This window comes from Pseudomonas sp. BR20 (assembly GCF_050780135.1).
Classification (GTDB): Bacteria; Pseudomonadota; Gammaproteobacteria; order Pseudomonadales; family Pseudomonadaceae; genus Aquipseudomonas.
On record NZ_CP172012.1, the window covers coordinates 5,207,981 to 5,223,924 of the forward strand.

The following is a 15,944-nucleotide window of genomic DNA, read 5'->3' on the forward strand; positions in this document are numbered from 1 at the left end:
CTGAATGCGGGGGTGCCTCCATGGGCGGCTTTATCGACATGCAACAGTTGCACGATGAGTTGCTCACCCAGCTCATCAAGACCCTCACCCCCATGCAGATGAAACAACTGGAGCCGCACCTCGCGCCACTGATCCAGAATGCTGCCCAGGCGGTGGCCGAGGACTTGATCGCCTACGCCTATCGCGACCCGGCGTCCCGTGGGCGCGGCGAACTGATCCTGGAGTCCTACGCTTCGTTCAAGGCGGTGCTCTATTACCGGCTTGCGCACCTGGTGTGGAATTTCCCCGACCAGACCAACGGCGTGTTTTCACGCATCGCCCTCAAGCTGAGCAACCAGGGCAAGGTCCTGTCCGGGGCCGAAATCCACCCGGCGGCGCGTATCGGCCGGCGTTTTGTGCTCGACCACGGCTACGGCACGGTGATCGGTGAAACCTGCGAGATCGGCAACGATTGCTACATCCTCTGTGGCGTGACCCTGGGCGCCCGGGGTATCGCCAACAACCCCGATGGCAAGCGCCATCCGCGCCTGGGCAACAACGTCGAGGTAGGCTCCGGCGCCCGTGTGCTGGGCTATGTGCTGATCGGCGACAACGTGTTTATCAGCCCTTCCTGTGTGATCACCCAGGACGTACCCGCCGGCACCAAGGTGAAGGTGGTGAACCAGATCCAACTGCAAAAAAACGATGAATCGGACCACAGCAACTACCTCGGCGCCTTCGCCCTCGATGAGCGCCTGCACGTGGTCGGCGAGGTCAATGCCAGCCATAAGGTCACGGTGCTGGACGCCGACTTTCACCCGTTGCAAGGCTTGATGCTGGAGCCGACGGTAAAGGAGCGTCACCACCTGCAATTCAGGCTGCACCGCCTCGAATCCGGCAACCACCTGCCGCGCCTGCCGCTGAACCTGAAAGTCTGCGGGCCGGAATTCGAAATCACCCTGCTCTCCCCCCCTGGCTTGAGCGCGATGGTGCGCCACCTGCTGCAAGCCAGCCCACTGATCGTCGGAGGTTGAACATGTCCGTGCACACCATGGAAACCCTGGCGCTGTTTGACAGCGCGCCCTATCAGAACGCATTCAGCGCCCGGGTGATTGCCGTCAGCGAACACGGCATCGCCCTGGAGCACACCCTGTTCTACCCCACGGGTGGCGGCCAACCAGGCGATACCGGCCACTTGACCCTGGCGGACGGTACGCGGGTCGAAGTGACCGGCACGGTGCGCGACCCGGTGCTGCGTTCGATCATCTGGCACCAGGTAGAACACTGCCCCGAGCAACTGATCGCCGGGGTACTGGTGGACGCCGACCTGGATTGGGAGCGACGCTACCAGCACATGAAAATGCACACCTGCCTGCACCTGCTGTGCTCGCTCATCGACGCACCAGTGACCGGTTGCAGCATCAGTGCCGACAAAGGTCGCCTGGATTTCGACCTGCCGGAAATGACCCTCGACAAGGACAGCATCACCCGTGACCTCAATGCGCTGATCGAACAGGCCCATGAGGTCAAAACCCTGTCGATGCCCGCTTCGGAGTACGCCACCCTGTTGCAGATCACCCGTACCCAGGCAGTTGCGCCGCCGGTGATCCAGGGTTCGGTACGGGTGATTGAAATCGGCGGGATCGATATCCAGCCATGCGGTGGTACCCATGTGCTCAACACCGAGGAAATCGGCCGGGTGTTCTGCGAGAAGATCGAGAAGAAGAGCAAGCACAACCGCCGGGTGATCCTGCGGTTTGAGTGAGCGGGGTTCCAACTGTGGGAGGGGGCAAGCTCCCTCCCACAGGTTAAGCTCGGCGCATCCTGCTAGATCACGAACAGGTCCATGAAACGGTTTACAGGTGTGGCTTCAAGCCGCGCCTGGTCCTTGCACAACGCAAAGATCTCGGCACTGCGTTGCGCGGTAAACCGCGTGGCCAGGTTGGCCTTGAACTTGTCTTCCAGCATCGGAATGCCCTCCACCCGACGACGGCGATGGCCGATCGGGTATTCCACCGCCACTTGCCCGGTACTGGAGCCATCCTTGAAGAACACCTGCACCGCATTGGCGATGGAACGCTTGTCGGCTTCCAGGTATTCACGGCTGTAACGCGGGTCCTCGACGATGACCATCTTGTCGCGCAGTTCATCGAGGATCGGGTGAGCGGCGTGAAACTCATCCTCGTACTGCTCGGCCACCAGGTTGCCGAATGCCAGGGGCACGGCGGTCATGTATTGCAGGCAATGGTCGCGGTCGGCAGCGTTGGCCAGTGGCCCGACCTTGGAGATGATGCGAATCGCCGACTCATGGGTAGTGATCACGATGCGCTCGATGTCGTGCAGGCGATCCTTGACCAACGGATGCAAAGTCACCGCGGCTTCACAGGCGGTTTGCGCATGGAACTCAGCGGGGAAGCTGATCTTGAACAGCACGTTTTCCATCACATAGGTGCCGTAAGGCTGGGACAGGCTGAACGCACGCTTGTCCTCGGGCTTGAGCGCCAGGTCGTTATTGGTGTGGCTGAACAGCACATGGTAGAAGCCCCATTGCGGCGCGCTCAGCACACCGGGGATGCCCATTTCGCCGCGCAGGGCGATGTCCGCCAGGCGTACGCCGCGACTCGACGCATCCCCCGCCGCCCAGGATTTGCGCGAGCCGGCATTCGGCGCGTGCCGGTAAGTGCGCAAGGCCTGGCCATCGACGAAGGCGTGAGACAGCGCCGACAGCAGCTGTTCGCGGTTGGCGCCCATCAACTTGGCAGTGACCGCCGTGGAGGCGACTTTCACCAACAGCACATGGTCGAGGCCGACGCGGTTGAACGAGTTTTCCAGGGCAATCACCCCCTGGATTTCGTGGGCCATGATCATTGCCTCCAACACCGCGCGCACGGTCAGCGGCGCATCGCCATTGGCCACGCGCTTTTGCGACAGGTGATCCGCCACGGCAAGGATGCCGCCAAGGTTATCCGAAGGATGACCCCATTCGGCAGCGAGCCACGTGTCGTTGTAGTCGAGCCAGCGCACGATGCAGCCAATGTCCCAGGCCGCCTTGACCGGATCCAGGCGCAACGACGTGCCCGGCACCCGCGCACCGAACGGCACCACCGTGCCCTCGACAATCGGCCCCAGGTGCTTGGTGCACTCGGGAAAACGCAGGGCCAGCAGGCCGCAACCGAGGGTGTCCATCAGGCAGTTGCGGGCGGTGTCGAGGGCGGCTTGGGAGTCGATGTGGTAGTTGAGGACGTAGTCGGCAATGTCCTGCAGGACCTGGTCGTAGTCGGGGCGGTCGTTCTGGTCGACGTTGGTGCTCATGGCAGATCTCCAAAGTGAGTTAGGGTTGCTGCATCCTCAGGGTCAGGGTTGATCGTTTCGCAGGTCTGAATGCCTGTTTATGACTGTGGGAGGGGGCTTGCCCCCTCCCACAGGGGATTGGTGTTGGACGTTAGAAAGAGTCGCCGGGTACGCGCACGAAACCCTCCATCAACACCCGTGCACTGCGGCTCATGATGGCTTTCTTCACCACCCATTCACCGTTCACCTGGGTGGCTTCAGCCCCCACGCGCAACGTGCCGGACGGATGCCCGAAGCGCACGGCATTACGCTCCACGCCGCCTGCAGCGAGGTTGACCAAGGTGCCGGAAATCGCCGCCGCCGTGCCGATCGCCACCGCCGCCGTGCCCATCATCGCGTGGTGCAGCTTGCCCATGGACAGGGCGCGCACCAGCAAATCCACATCGCCGGCCTTGATCGCCTTGCCGCTGGACGCCACGTAATCCGCAGGCTTGGCCACAAACGCCACCTTCGGCGTGTGCAGGCGCTGGGCGGCTTCGTCGAGGTGTTTGATCAGCCCCATGCGCAACGCGCCATGGGCCCGTACGGTCTCGAACATTGCCAGGGCCTTGGGGTCGCTGTTGATCGCGCCTTGCAACTCGGTGCCGGTGTAACCGAGGTCTTCGGCGTTGATGAAAATCGTCGGGATGCCAGCGTTGATCAGCGTGGCCTTGAAGGAGCCGACACCCGGCACTTCGAGGTCGTCGACCAGGTTGCCAGTGGGGAACATCGAGCCGCCGCCGCCCTCTTCTTCCGCCGCCGGGTCCATGAATTCCAGCTGCACTTCGGCAGCCGGGAAGGTCACGCCGTCCAGTTCGAAGTCGCCGGTTTCCTGCACCGCACCGTCGGTGATCGGCACGTGGGCGATGATGGTCTTGCCGATATTGGCCTGCCACACCCGCACCACGGCCACACCGTTGCGGGGCACGCGGGCCGCATCGACCAGCCCGGCGCTGATGGCGAACGAACCCACCGCCGCAGACAGGTTGCCGCAGTTACCACTCCAGTCGACAAAGGGTTTGTCGATCGAGACCTGGCCAAACAGATAGTCCACGTCGTGATCGGCGCGGGTGCTTTTGGCGAGAATTACGGTTTTGCTGGTGCTCGATGTGGCGCCGCCCATGCCGTCGATTTGCTTGTCGTAGGGATCGGGGCTGCCGATCACCCGTAGCAGCAAGGCATCCCGCGCCGCTCCCGGCACCTGCGCCGACTCGGGCAGGTCCTGGAGGCGGAAAAATACGCCCTTGCTGGTGCCGCCACGCATATAGGTGGCGGGGATCTTGATTTGCGCTGCGTGTGCCATGGTCATCCTCTTCAGGCGGTGGTCGCCGATTCCAGGAAATCCTGGGCAAAACGTTGCAACACGCCGCCCGCCTCGTAGATCGACACTTCTTCGGCGGTGTCCAGGCGGCACGTCACCGGCACCTCGACACGTTCGCCATCCTTGCGATTGATCACCAGCGTCAGCTGCGCACGCGGGGTGCGTTCGCCGATCACGTCGTAGGTTTCGCTGCCATCAATCTGCAGGGTGTGACGGTCGGTGCCCGGCAGGAACTCCAGCGGCAACACGCCCATGCCCACCAGGTTGGTGCGGTGGATGCGCTCGAAACCTTCGGCGGCAATCGCTTCCACACCCGCCAGGCGCACGCCCTTGGCGGCCCAGTCGCGGGACGAGCCCTGGCCGTAGTCGGCGCCGGCAATGATGATCAGCGGCTGCTTGCGCTCCATGTAGGTTTCGATGGCTTCCCACATCCGCGTGACCTTGCCTTCCGGTTCGATCCGCGCCAGGGAGCCCTGCTTGACCTTGCCGTTCTCCCGCACCATTTCGTTGAACAGTTTCGGGTTGGCGAACGTCGCGCGCTGCGCGGTCAGGTGGTCGCCACGGTGAGTGGCGTAGGAGTTGAAGTCGACTTCCGGCAGGCCCATTTTCGCCAGGTATTCGCCGGCAGCGCTGTCGAGCATGATCGCGTTGGACGGCGACAGGTGATCGGTGGTGATGTTGTCCGGCAGCACCGCCAGCGGGCGCATGCCCTTGAGCGGCCGCGCACCGGCCAGGGCGCCTTCCCAGTACGGTGGGCGGCGGATATAGGTGCTCTGCGGGCGCCAGTCGTACAGCGGCGCGACTTTCGGGCCGGTGTCTTCGTGAATGGCGAACATCGGGATATACACCGCGCGGAACTGCTCCGGCTTGACCGAGGCCTTGACCACCGCGTCGATTTCTTCATCGCTCGGCCAGATGTCCTGCAGGCGGATTTCCTTGCCGTCGCCGTCGAAGCCGAGCACGTCCTTCTCGATGTCGAAACGGATGGTGCCGGCAATGGCATAGGCCACCACCAGCGGCGGCGAAGCCAGGAACGCCTGCTTGGCGTACGGGTGAATACGCCCGTCGAAGTTACGGTTACCCGAGAGCACGGCGGTGGCGTACAGGTCGCGGTCGATGATCTCTTGCTGGATCACCGGGTCGAGCGCGCCGGACATGCCGTTGCAGGTAGTGCAGGCAAACGCCACCACACCAAAGCCGAGCTTTTCCAACTCATGACCGAGGCCGGCTTCTTCCAGGTACATGGCCACGGTTTTCGAACCGGGTGCCAGGGACGACTTGACCCACGGCTTGCGCGTCAACCCAAGCCTGTTGGCGTTACGCGCCAGCAGCCCGGCGGCGATCACGTTGCGCGGGTTACTGGTGTTGGTGCAACTGGTGATGGCGGCGATGATCACTGCGCCGTCAGGCATTTGCCCCGGCACTTCATCCCACTGGCCGGAGATGCCTTTGGCGGCCAGGTCGCGGGTGGCGACGCGGGCGTGCGGGTTGCTCGGGCCAGCCATGTTGCGCACGACACTGGACAGGTCGAAGGTGAGGCCACGCTCGTATTGCGCACCTTTAAGGTCGTCTGCCCACAAGCCGGTATGACGGGCGTATTGCTCGACCAGGGTGACTTGTTCGTCTTCGCGGCCGGTGAGTTTCAGGTAGGCGATGGTCTGCTGGTCGATATAGAACATTGCCGCCGTGGCGCCGTATTCCGGGGCCATGTTGGAGATGGTCGCGCGGTCGCCGAGGGTCAGTTTGGAGGCGCCCTCACCAAAGAACTCCAGCCACGCACCGACCACTTTCTGTTGACGCAGGAACTCGGTCAGGGCCAGCACCATGTCGGTGGCGGTGATGCCTGGCAGCAGCTTGCCGGTCAGTTCGACGCCAACGCTTTCCGGCAGGCGCATCCACGAGGCGCGGCCAAGCATGACGCTCTCGGCTTCGAGGCCGCCGACGCCAATGGCGATCACGCCCAAGGCATCGACGTGAGGGGTGTGGCTGTCGGTGCCGACGCAGGTATCCGGGAAGGCCACACCGTCACGCACCTGGATCACCGGGGACATTTTCTCCAGGTTGATCTGGTGCATGATGCCGTTGCCTGGCGGGATCACGTCGACGTTCTTGAAGGCCTTTTTGGTCCACTCGATAAAGTGGAAGCGGTCTTCGTTGCGACGGTCTTCGATGGCGCGGTTTTTCTCGAATGCGTCCGGGTCGAAACCGCCGGCTTCGACGGCCAGGGAGTGGTCGACGATCAACTGGGTCGGGACCACCGGGTTGACCTGGGCCGGGTCGCCGCCTTGCAGGGCGATGGCGTCACGCAGGCCGGCGAGGTCGACCAGCGCGGTCTGGCCGAGGATGTCGTGGCACACCACACGGGCCGGGAACCAGGGGAAGTCGAGGTCGCGCTTGCGTTCGATCAGTTGGCTCAGGGAAGCATTGAGGGTGGCCGGGTCGCAGCGGCGCACCAGGTTCTCGGCGAGCACACGAGAGGTGTAGGGCAATGTGGCGTAGGCGCCGGGGCTGATTGCATCGACGGCCGCGCGGGCGTCGAAGTAATCCAGGCGGCTGCCGGGGAGCGGTTTGCGAAATTCAGTGTTCATCGTCAGGACTCGGTCACGGTGATTGCAAAAGGAAGACCTGGGCCGATCCAGAATTGAAATGCGATTCAAATGTGGGAGGGGCGGTGCGACGTTTCGACTTGCCCCCGATAGCGGTTTATCAGTTGCCATAGGTGTTGAATGACACACCGCCATCGGGAGCAAGCCCCCTCCCACACTTTGACCTCATTCCAGTCCTGGGATCGTCGGTCTTCAGCGACGTTCGATTGGCACGAACTTGCGCTGTTCAACGCCGGTGTACTCGGCGCTTGGACGGATGATGCGGTTGTTGGCACGCTGCTCAAATACGTGGGCCGCCCAGCCTGTAAGCCGCGAGCAGACGAAGATCGGCGTGAACAGCTTGGTCGGGATGCCCATGAAGTGGTACGCCGAGGCATGGTAGAAGTCGGCGTTGGGGAACAGTTTTTTCTGTTCCCACATGGTCTTGTCGATGGCTTCGGAGACCGGGAATAGCACGGTGTCGCCCACTTCGTCAGCGAGTTTTTTCGACCAGCCCTTGATCACTTCATTACGCGGGTCGTTGTCTTTATAGATGGCGTGGCCGAAGCCCATGATCTTGTCCTTGCGCGCCAGCATGCCGAGGGTGCCTTCGACGGCTTCCTCCGCCGAGCCGAAACGCTCGATCATTTCCATCGCCGCTTCGTTGGCGCCGCCGTGCAGCGGGCCGCGCAGGGAGCCGATGGCGGCGGTGACGCAGGAATACAGGTCGGACAATGTCGAGGCACACACCCGCGCCGTAAACGTCGAGGCGTTGAACTCGTGCTCGGCGTAAAGGATCAACGACACGTTCATGACTTTTTCATGCAGCTCGCTCGGCTTCTTGCCGTGCAGCAGGTGCAGGAAGTGGCCGCCGATGCTCGGCTCGTCGGTCACGCAATCGATGCGCTTGCCGTCGTGGCTGAAGCGGTACCAGTAGCACATGATCGCCGGGAACGCGGCGAGCAGGCGGTCGGTCACGTCGCGTTGCACGGTGAAGTCTTTTTCCGGCTCGATATTGCCGAGGAACGAGCAACCGGTGCGCATCACGTCCATCGGGTGGGCGTCGGCGGGGATGCGTTCGAGCACTTCTTTCAGCGCTTGCGGCAGGTCACGCAGCTTGCTCAGCCTGGCGCTGTAGGCGGCCAGTTCGGCCTGGGTCGGCAGTTCGCCGTACAGCAGCAGATAAGCGACTTCTTCAAACTGTGCATCGGCCGCCAGTTCGCGCACATCGTAGCCACGGTAGGTCAAGCCGGCACCGGCCTGGCCCACGGTGGACAGTGCGGTCTGCCCGGCGACCTGGCCACGCAGGCCGGCGCCACTCAATACTTTTGCTTCAGCCATGGTTTTTCTCCAATTTTGTCGTTATTCAGGGAGGCGTGTTCGTCACTTTTTCGCGGCGAACAGCGCGTCAAGCTTCTGCTCGAAGGTGTGGTAATCGATGCGATCGTAAAGCTCCATGCGGGTTTGCATGGTGTCGATCACGTTCTGTTGCGTGCCGTCGCGACGGATCGCGGTGTAGACGTTCTCGGCGGCCTTGTTCATGGCGCGGAAGGCCGAGAGCGGGTACAGCACGATGGAAACATCGGCAGATTTCAACTGTTCGGTGGTGTACAGCGGCGTCGCGCCGAACTCGGTGATGTTGGCCAGGATCGGCGCCTTCACACGGGCGGCGAACAGTTTGTACATCTCCAGTTCAGTGATGGCTTCCGGGAACACCATGTCGGCGCCGGCTTCGATGCAGGCGGCGGCACGCTCCAGGGCAGACTCCAGGCCTTCGACGGCCAGGGCATCGGTACGCGCCATGATCACAAAGCTGTCATCGGTGCGCGCGTCCACGGCGGCCTTGATGCGGTCGACCATTTCCTGCTGGGACACGATCTCTTTGTTCGGACGATGGCCGCAGCGCTTGGCGCCGACCTGGTCTTCGATATGAATCGCGGCGGCACCGAACTTGATCATCGATTTGACGGTGCGCGCGACGTTGAACGCCGAGGAACCGAAACCGGTGTCCACGTCCACCAGCAGCGGCAGGTCGCAGACGTCGGTGATACGGCGCACGTCGGTGAGTACGTCATCCAGGCCGGTGATGCCCAGGTCCGGCACGCCGAGGGAACCGGCCGCCACCCCGCCGCCCGACAGGTAGATCGCCTTGAAGCCGGCGCGCTTGGCCAGCAACGCGTGGTTGGCGTTGATCGCGCCGACCACCTGCAAAGGGTGCTCGCTGGCGACTGCGTCACGGAAACGCTGGCCGGGTGTGCTTTTGTTGTTCGAACTCATGACTCACCTCTATCAGGGGCGCCGCCTGGGAAATGACGGGCAATATTGCGTTTGGAAGCACCGATATGCCGGCGCATCAACAACTCGGCCAGTTCACCGTCGCGATCGGCAATCGCATCAAGAATGCGGTGATGCTCGGCAAAGGCCTGGCGTGGACGATTAGGGGTGGCGGAGAACTGGATGCGGTACATGCGCACCAGCTGGTACAGCTCGCCGCAGAGCATTTGAGTGAGGGTGCGGTTACCCGCACCTTGAATGATCCGGTAATGAAAATCGAAGTCGCCTTCCTGCTGGTAGTAGCCGACACCCGCCTGGAACGCGGCGTCGCGCTCATGGGTGTGCAACACCTGGCGCAGCTCTTCGATCTCCACGTCGGTCATGCGCTCGGCGGCCAGGCGACAGGCCATGCCTTCCAGAGATTCGCGGATTTCATACAGTTCAACCAGCTCGGCGTGGCTCAAGGACACGACCCGGGCGCCCACATGAGGGACGCGCACCAGCAGGCGCTGGCCTTCGAGGCGGTGGATGGCCTCGCGCAGCGGGCCACGGCTGATGCCGTAGGTGCGAGCCAGTTCCGGCTCGGAAATCTTGCTGCCGGGAGCGATCTCACCCTTGACGATGGCGGCCTGGATGCGTCGGAAGACGTTCTCGGACATCGTTTGGGATTCGTCCGACGCCATTATCGGAGCTTCTGATTGACCCAGCATATTGTCGACACCCTTGAAAGCAATGCGGCAAAAACTAGCCAATAAACCGCCTCCAGTCAAAGAATAAATCGATATTGTCGACAATCGTCTAATAATCCCGGCTGCACGCCCTCAGGGCATGGCCGGCTGCCAGCGCTGGCGCCAAAAAAGCATCATGTTAGAATGCCCGCCGCATTTGCCTGACATCACTTGATGAAACGGCGCACGAAGGGAGCTTGCGCAGCAATGCCAGTCGCCTTGAATTGAACATCGCACTGCACCGCCTCAGGATCTATGAGACTCAAGCCCTTCCCCCTACTGTTTTGCCTATTGTCCATGCCGAGCCTTGGCGCTGCCGCCGAGAAGACTGTGTATGGCCTCAATGAATACGCCCAATTGGCCGGCATCGACCTGGAAGTAGCCGCCAAGCTCGACACCGGCGCCAAGACCGCCTCCCTCAGCGCCCGCGACATCAAGCGCTTCAAGCGCAACGGCGAATCCTGGGTGCGCTTCTACCTGGCCATCGACACCGCCCATTCCCATCCCATCGAACGCCCCCTGGCCCGCGTCAGCAAGATCAAGCGTCGCGCCGGCGACTACGACCCCGATGAGGACAAGAACTACACCGCCCGTCCAGTGATTGCCCTGGATATCTGCATGGGCACCGCTTTACGCAGCATCGAAGTGAACTTGACTGACCGCAGCGCTTTCCAATACCCGCTGCTGATCGGCTCCGAAGCGCTCAAACGCTTTGATGCGCTGGTCGACCCCAGTCTTAAATACGCAGCAGGCAAACCTGCCTGCGCCGCCGACGCTCATACCGCCGAGTAAACCGAATGCGCGCTCTAACCCTGCACCTGAGAATCCTGATCGCCATCCTGGTGGTGTTGGGTATTTCGGTCACCGCCTACCAGATCTTCGTGCTGGGCATTCCCGTCACCGAGGACGCCACCGACGACTTGTGGAACATCGACGCCAAGGTCGAGTTCGTCGCCAACCCGAAAGACCCGGTGAAAATCCAGATGTTCGTGCCGCCCTTGAGCCGCGACTTCGTCAGCCTTAATGAGAGCTTTATCTCGAACAACTACGGGGTGAGCGTCAACCGCATCGACGGCAACCGTAAGGTCACCTGGTCGGCACGCCGCGCCAAGGGCAACCAGACCCTGTATTACCGCCTGGTGCTGACCAAGCGCTACAGCGGCGAAAAAACCAAGATCAAGGGCCCGACCTTCCGCGACAGTATTGCCGTGGAAGGCCCGGAGAAAATCGCCGCCGAGGCCCTGCTGGCGCCGATTCGCCAGCATTCGGCCGACGTCGAGACCTTCATCACCGAAGCCATCAAGCGCACCAACAACCTCAACGACGACAATGTGAAGCTGTTGCTGGCCGGCGACCCGTCGACGCCGCACAAGGCCAAGATCGTCGAGTTGCTGCTGTCCATCGCCCATGTGCCGGTGGAAAAGGTCCACACCATCCGCCTGGTGGCCGACCAGCCGCAAACCCCGGAGCTGTGGCTGCGTAGCTTCAATGGCAACGACTGGCTGTACTTCAACCCGGAAACCGGCGAACCGGGCCTGCCCGCCGACCGCCTGCTGTGGTGGACCGGCGATGAAAACCTGATCACCGTCGATGGCGGCAAGAAAGCCATGGTCACCTTCAGCTTGAACAACAGCGAAATGAACGCGATTCGCCTGGCCAAGCTGACCGACGAGAACACCGACGCCAACTTCCTCGAATACTCGCTGTACGGCCTGCCCCTGCAAACCCAGCAGACCTTCATGATCATGGTGATGATCCCGATTGGCGTGCTGGTGATCCTGATCCTGCGCAACCTGATCGGCCTGCAGACCCTGGGCACCTTTACCCCGGTGCTGATTGCCCTGGCGTTCCGCGAGACACAGCTGGGCTTCGGGATTGTGCTGTTCACGATTATCACGGCGCTGGGCCTGTCACTCAGGTCGTACCTGGAACACTTGAAGTTGCAGATGCTGCCGAGGTTGTCGGTGGTGCTGACCTTCGTGGTGGTGCTGATCGCGGCCATCAGCCTGTTCAGCCACAAGCTGGGGCTGGAGCGCGGGTTGTCGGTGGCGCTGTTCCCGATGGTGATTTTGACCATGACCATCGAACGCCTGTCGATCACCTGGGAAGAGCGCGGCGCCAGCCATGCCATGAAAGTGGCGATTGGTACGCTGTTCGCCGCGTCCCTGGCGCACATCATCATGAGCGTGCCGGAGCTGATCTACTTCGTATTCACTTTCCCGGCGATCCTGCTGATCCTGGTGGGCTTCATGCTGGCCATGGGGCGCTATCGCGGCTACCGCCTGACCGAGCTGGTGCGATTCAAGGCCTTCCTCAAGGCTGATTCGTAATGTTCGGCTTCTGGAAGACCTGGAAGGCCCTGGAAGCGCGGGGGATCATGGGCATCAACCGGCGTAATGCCGACTACGTGCTCAAGTACAACAAGCGCAGCCTGTACCCCATCGTGGATGACAAGATCATCACCAAGGAACGGGCGATCGCCGCCGGCATCCATGTGCCGGAAATGTACGGGGTGATCTCCACCGAGAAGGAAATCGACAAACTCGACGAGATCATCGGCGGGCGCAGCGACTTCGTGATCAAACCGGCCCAGGGCGCCGGCGGCGACGGCATCCTGGTGGTGGCGGACCGGTTTGAGGGGCGCTACCGCACCGTGTCCGGCAAGATCATCAGCCATGAAGAGATCGAACATCAGATTTCCAGCATCCTCACCGGCCTCTACTCCCTGGGTGGCCACCGCGACCGTGCACTGATCGAATACCGCGTGGTGCCTGACCAGATCTTCAAGAGCATCAGCTACGAAGGCGTGCCGGATATTCGCATCATCGTGCTGATGGGCTACCCGGTGATGGCGATGCTGCGCTTGCCGACCCGCCAGTCCGGTGGCAAGGCCAACCTGCACCAGGGCGCGATCGGCGTGGGCGTCGACCTCGCCACCGGCCTGACCCTGCGCGGTACCTGGCTGAACACCATCATCACCAAGCACCCCGACACCACCAACGCGGTGGATGGCGTGCAACTGCCCAACTGGGACGGGTTCATGAAGCTCGCGGCCGGCTGCTACGAGCTGTGCGGGCTGGGCTATATCGGCGTGGACATGGTGCTCGACCAGGAAAAAGGCCCGCTGATCCTTGAGCTGAATGCGCGGCCGGGGCTGAATATCCAGATCGCCAACGACTGCGGCCTGACCTTGCGCACCCATGCGGTGGAGGCGCGACTGGAAGAACTGAAAGCGGCCGGCGTGACCGAAACCCCGGAAGAGCGGGTGAAGTTTGTGCAGGAGATGTTCGGGCATATTCCGCCCGTGGAAGGCTGATCCGGCCTTCGAACTGTCTATCCCCGACATCCCCTCTAGGAGCAAATCCTACAGGGGACTACAATCCCCCTCCCCCGCGCCATTGGCTGATTCAACCCCGCATGTCGACCTGCTCCGTACACCCATTGCCCTACCGGGCCAACCCCGCCGAGTATTTTGCGGCGATTCGCCACGCTCCCGGCGCGGTGCTGCTCGACAGCGGCCGGCCGACGGCCGAGCGTGGGCGTTACGACCTGCTCAGCGCCTGGCCCGAAGCGACCTTGACGGTAGCGCCTGACGAAAGCGGCGCTGCTTTCCTGCAACGCTTGCGGGAAAACCTCACGCGATTGGGTGAAGCCGCGATTCCCGACGGTTTGCAGCTACCGTTCGCCGGCGGCTTGATCGGCTACCTGAGCTACGACTTCGGTCGGCACCTGGAGCACATGCCGCACCTGGCGGTGGATGACCTGCACCTGCCGGACGCGCGCTTCGGGCTGTACGCCTGGGCGCTGGTCAGTGACCACCAGGCCCAGAGCAGCCAGTTGGTGTTTCATCCCTCGCTGGCAGATAGCGAACGGCAACGGCTGATCGCGTTGTTCAGCCATGGGGCTGTCGACACCTCTGCGACGTTCAAACTCCAGGGCGCGATGGCGCCCGACCTCAGCGCCGAGGCCTACCGCCAAGCCATCGTGCGTATCCAGGATTACATCCAGGCCGGCGACTGCTACCAGGTCAACTTCGCCCAGCGCTTTCGCGCACCGTGCATGGGTGATCCCTGGGCAGCCTATTGCGCCCTTCGCGAAGCCTGCCCGACGCCGTTTTCCGGGTTCCAGAGCCTGCCGGACGACGGCGCGGTCCTGAGCCTGTCGCCGGAGCGTTTCGTGCACATCAGCGAGCGCCACGTCGAAACCCGCCCGATCAAAGGCACCCGACCCCGCGGCCTCACGCCTGAAGAAGACGCCGCCCAGGCTGCCGAACTGCTGGCCAGCCCCAAGGACCGCGCCGAGAACCTGATGATCGTCGACCTGCTGCGCAACGACCTCGGCCGCACCTGCCGCATCGGCTCGGTAAACGTGCCGGAACTGTTCAGCCTGGAAAGCTACCCCAACGTGCATCATCTGGTCAGCAGCGTGACCGGCGAGTTGGCCGACGATAAAGACGCCCTCGACCTGATCGCCGGCAGCTTCCCTGGTGGCTCGATCACCGGCGCCCCGAAGATTCGCGCGATGCAGATCATCGACGAACTGGAGCCAACCCGACGCGGGCTGTACTGCGGTTCGCTGGTGTACCTGGATGTGCGCGGCGAGATGGACAGCTCCATCGCCATCCGCAGCTTACTGGTCAAGGATGGCCAAGTGTGTTGCTGGGGCGGCGGTGGGATCGTGGCGGATTCGCAGTGGGAGGCGGAGTACCAGGAGTCGCTGACGAAGGTGCGGGTGTTGTTACAAACGCTGGAAAGCCTGTAGCGCACAGTGCCTTCCTGGCTCTCAGACGTAGCGCCGAGCAGTAGAAAAAACCTGAATCAGAACCGCAGTAGACGTAGTTGAACGTCGGAAGATAGCGTCCGGCTCCAACCGTCCACCCGCCGTCTGTGAAGGATCACATGAAGCGACTGCCTACCCGTCAGGAAATATTTCCGAGTTTGCGCCCCCTCTCAACCGCGCCTATCATCTCCCAAATCGGGAGGTTGCAGCGATGCGGATAATCGCCCTCTCGACCTTACGAATATTCTGGGAAAGCCAACCCGCCTATATCGATGCGAAAGCGCCGCTTATTGAATTGTATCGGCATATGGAAAAGGCCATTTACCCTACGCCACAAGCACTCAAGGCAGCGCTCAGGACCGCGAGCATTCTCAAAGGTAGCAGGGTTGTATTCAACGTGGGCGGCAACAAATATCGAGTGATCATGGCGATCGATTACCAGCGACAGCTTGGGTTCATACGGTTCGTAGGGACTCATGCGCAGTACGACCAGATCAATGCGGAGACCGTGTAATGAACATCAAACCCATACACTCCCAGGAAGACCTCACTGCGGCACTCGCGCGGGTGCAGCAGCTCTGGGGAGCGGACATCGGCTCGACTGAAGGCGATGAGCTGGAAATTCTTGCAGTACTCATTGAGAAGTACGAAGCCGAACATTACCCAATGCCACCTTCTGATCCGGTGGAAGCCATTAAATTTCGCATGGAGCAACTGGGCATGACTGCCCGCGACCTGGAGCCATTTATCGGCACCAGCGGACGTGTATCCGAAGTGCTGAACCACAAGCGCAAGCTGAGCCTGTCGATGATCAAGCGGCTGCATGAAGGCTTGAGTATTCCTTATGAGCGGTTGCTTGCAGGGAGCTGACAGAAACATGGGTAGTGGCGCTACTTTCCCCATCGGGAGCAAGCCCCCTCCCACATTCGACCTCGTTTATCTGTTGGA

14 protein-coding genes are annotated in these 15,944 nt (G+C 62.0%); 8 read left to right on the forward strand and 6 right to left on the reverse strand.

From position 1 onward, the window contains the following. Positions 1–20: 20 nt before the first annotated feature. Both ACHPFG_RS23935 and ACHPFG_RS23940 read left to right on the forward strand, forming a co-directional pair. Complete coding sequence (locus tag ACHPFG_RS23935; protein ID WP_259193745.1) at positions 21–1,013, forward strand: serine O-acetyltransferase; 993 nt, start codon at positions 21–23, stop codon at positions 1,011–1,013. A gap of 2 nt (positions 1,014–1,015) precedes the next feature. Next, positions 1,016–1,744, forward strand: a complete 729-nt coding sequence (locus ACHPFG_RS23940; protein WP_431700603.1) for an alanyl-tRNA editing protein — start codon at positions 1,016–1,018, stop codon at positions 1,742–1,744. Positions 1,745–1,806: 62 nt separating this feature from the next. On the opposite strand, the gene prpD is transcribed toward ACHPFG_RS23940, so the two are convergent. The 6 genes from prpD to ACHPFG_RS23970 form a co-directional block, all read right to left on the reverse strand. Further along, positions 1,807–3,291, reverse strand: coding sequence for a 2-methylcitrate dehydratase (prpD, locus tag ACHPFG_RS23945; protein WP_431700604.1), 1,485 nt, complete (start codon positions 3,289–3,291; stop codon positions 1,807–1,809). 130 nt (positions 3,292–3,421) lie between these two features. Continuing rightward, positions 3,422–4,612 (reverse strand): 2-methylaconitate cis-trans isomerase PrpF, encoded by a 1,191-nt coding sequence (gene prpF, locus ACHPFG_RS23950; RefSeq protein ID WP_431700605.1) that lies wholly within the window; start codon positions 4,610–4,612, stop codon positions 3,422–3,424. An 11-nt stretch (positions 4,613–4,623) separates the two neighbouring features. Beyond that, entirely contained in the window at positions 4,624–7,218 is a 2,595-nt protein-coding gene (gene acnD, locus ACHPFG_RS23955) for a Fe/S-dependent 2-methylisocitrate dehydratase AcnD (protein ID WP_431700606.1), read from the reverse strand. A 210-nt stretch (positions 7,219–7,428) separates the two neighbouring features. After that, positions 7,429–8,556, reverse strand: a complete 1,128-nt coding sequence (gene prpC / locus ACHPFG_RS23960) for a bifunctional 2-methylcitrate synthase/citrate synthase (protein ID WP_431700607.1) — start codon at positions 8,554–8,556, stop codon at positions 7,429–7,431. 42 nt (positions 8,557–8,598) lie between these two features. After that, the gene (gene prpB / locus ACHPFG_RS23965; protein WP_027603670.1) at positions 8,599–9,492 is read right to left on the reverse strand and encodes a methylisocitrate lyase; all 894 of its coding nucleotides are present in this window, start codon (positions 9,490–9,492) and stop codon (positions 8,599–8,601) included. Continuing rightward, complete coding sequence (locus ACHPFG_RS23970) at positions 9,489–10,199, reverse strand: GntR family transcriptional regulator (RefSeq protein WP_131699699.1); 711 nt, start codon at positions 10,197–10,199, stop codon at positions 9,489–9,491. The genes prpB and ACHPFG_RS23970 overlap by 4 nt, the downstream gene beginning before the upstream one ends. A gap of 273 nt (positions 10,200–10,472) precedes the next feature. On the opposite strand from ACHPFG_RS23970, the gene ACHPFG_RS23975 reads away from it, so the two are divergent. The 6 genes from ACHPFG_RS23975 to ACHPFG_RS24000 all read left to right on the forward strand — a co-directional run bounded on the left by ACHPFG_RS23975 (position 10,473) and on the right by ACHPFG_RS24000 (position 15,866). Next, complete coding sequence (locus tag ACHPFG_RS23975) at positions 10,473–11,009, forward strand: ATP-dependent zinc protease family protein (RefSeq protein ID WP_065924789.1); 537 nt, start codon at positions 10,473–10,475, stop codon at positions 11,007–11,009. 5 nt (positions 11,010–11,014) lie between these two features. Continuing rightward, positions 11,015–12,547 (forward strand): inactive transglutaminase family protein, encoded by a 1,533-nt coding sequence (locus ACHPFG_RS23980; protein ID WP_065924790.1) that lies wholly within the window; start codon positions 11,015–11,017, stop codon positions 12,545–12,547. Further along, positions 12,547–13,533 carry an alpha-L-glutamate ligase-like protein gene (locus tag ACHPFG_RS23985; RefSeq protein ID WP_131699701.1) on the forward strand — a complete coding sequence of 329 codons (987 nt, stop codon included), beginning with the start codon at positions 12,547–12,549 and terminating at the stop codon, positions 13,531–13,533. Before ACHPFG_RS23980 ends, ACHPFG_RS23985 begins: the two co-directional genes overlap by 1 nt. A 101-nt stretch (positions 13,534–13,634) precedes the next feature. Continuing rightward, positions 13,635–14,978, forward strand: coding sequence for an aminodeoxychorismate synthase component I (gene pabB, locus ACHPFG_RS23990; RefSeq protein ID WP_431700608.1), 1,344 nt, complete (start codon positions 13,635–13,637; stop codon positions 14,976–14,978). A gap of 229 nt (positions 14,979–15,207) precedes the next feature. Further along, positions 15,208–15,510, forward strand: coding sequence for a type II toxin-antitoxin system HigB family toxin (locus ACHPFG_RS23995; protein WP_131699703.1), 303 nt, complete (start codon positions 15,208–15,210; stop codon positions 15,508–15,510). After that, positions 15,510–15,866, forward strand: a complete 357-nt coding sequence (locus ACHPFG_RS24000; protein WP_092486821.1) for a helix-turn-helix domain-containing protein — start codon at positions 15,510–15,512, stop codon at positions 15,864–15,866. Before ACHPFG_RS23995 ends, ACHPFG_RS24000 begins: the two co-directional genes overlap by 1 nt. Positions 15,867–15,944 lie beyond the last annotated feature (78 nt).

Coding starts and splice junctions, on each gene's coding strand:
- ACHPFG_RS23935 (WP_259193745.1), top strand. CDS start 21: ATGGGCGGCTTTATCGACATGCAACAGTTGCACGATGAGTTGCTCACC.
- pabB (WP_431700608.1), top strand. CDS start 13,635: ATGTCGACCTGCTCCGTACACCCATTGCCCTACCGGGCCAACCCCGCC.
- ACHPFG_RS23995 (WP_131699703.1), top strand. CDS start 15,208: ATGCGGATAATCGCCCTCTCGACCTTACGAATATTCTGGGAAAGCCAA.
- prpC (WP_431700607.1), bottom strand. CDS start 8,556: ATGGCTGAAGCAAAAGTATTGAGTGGCGCCGGCCTGCGTGGCCAGGTC.
- ACHPFG_RS23940 (WP_431700603.1), top strand. CDS start 1,016: ATGTCCGTGCACACCATGGAAACCCTGGCGCTGTTTGACAGCGCGCCC.
- prpF (WP_431700605.1), bottom strand. CDS start 4,612: ATGGCACACGCAGCGCAAATCAAGATCCCCGCCACCTATATGCGTGGC.
- ACHPFG_RS23980 (WP_065924790.1), top strand. CDS start 11,015: ATGCGCGCTCTAACCCTGCACCTGAGAATCCTGATCGCCATCCTGGTG.
- ACHPFG_RS23970 (WP_131699699.1), bottom strand. CDS start 10,199: ATGCTGGGTCAATCAGAAGCTCCGATAATGGCGTCGGACGAATCCCAA.
- ACHPFG_RS23975 (WP_065924789.1), top strand. CDS start 10,473: ATGAGACTCAAGCCCTTCCCCCTACTGTTTTGCCTATTGTCCATGCCG.
- ACHPFG_RS24000 (WP_092486821.1), top strand. CDS start 15,510: ATGAACATCAAACCCATACACTCCCAGGAAGACCTCACTGCGGCACTC.
- ACHPFG_RS23985 (WP_131699701.1), top strand. CDS start 12,547: ATGTTCGGCTTCTGGAAGACCTGGAAGGCCCTGGAAGCGCGGGGGATC.
- acnD (WP_431700606.1), bottom strand. CDS start 7,218: ATGAACACTGAATTTCGCAAACCGCTCCCCGGCAGCCGCCTGGATTAC.
- prpD (WP_431700604.1), bottom strand. CDS start 3,291: ATGAGCACCAACGTCGACCAGAACGACCGCCCCGACTACGACCAGGTC.
- prpB (WP_027603670.1), bottom strand. CDS start 9,492: ATGAGTTCGAACAACAAAAGCACACCCGGCCAGCGTTTCCGTGACGCA.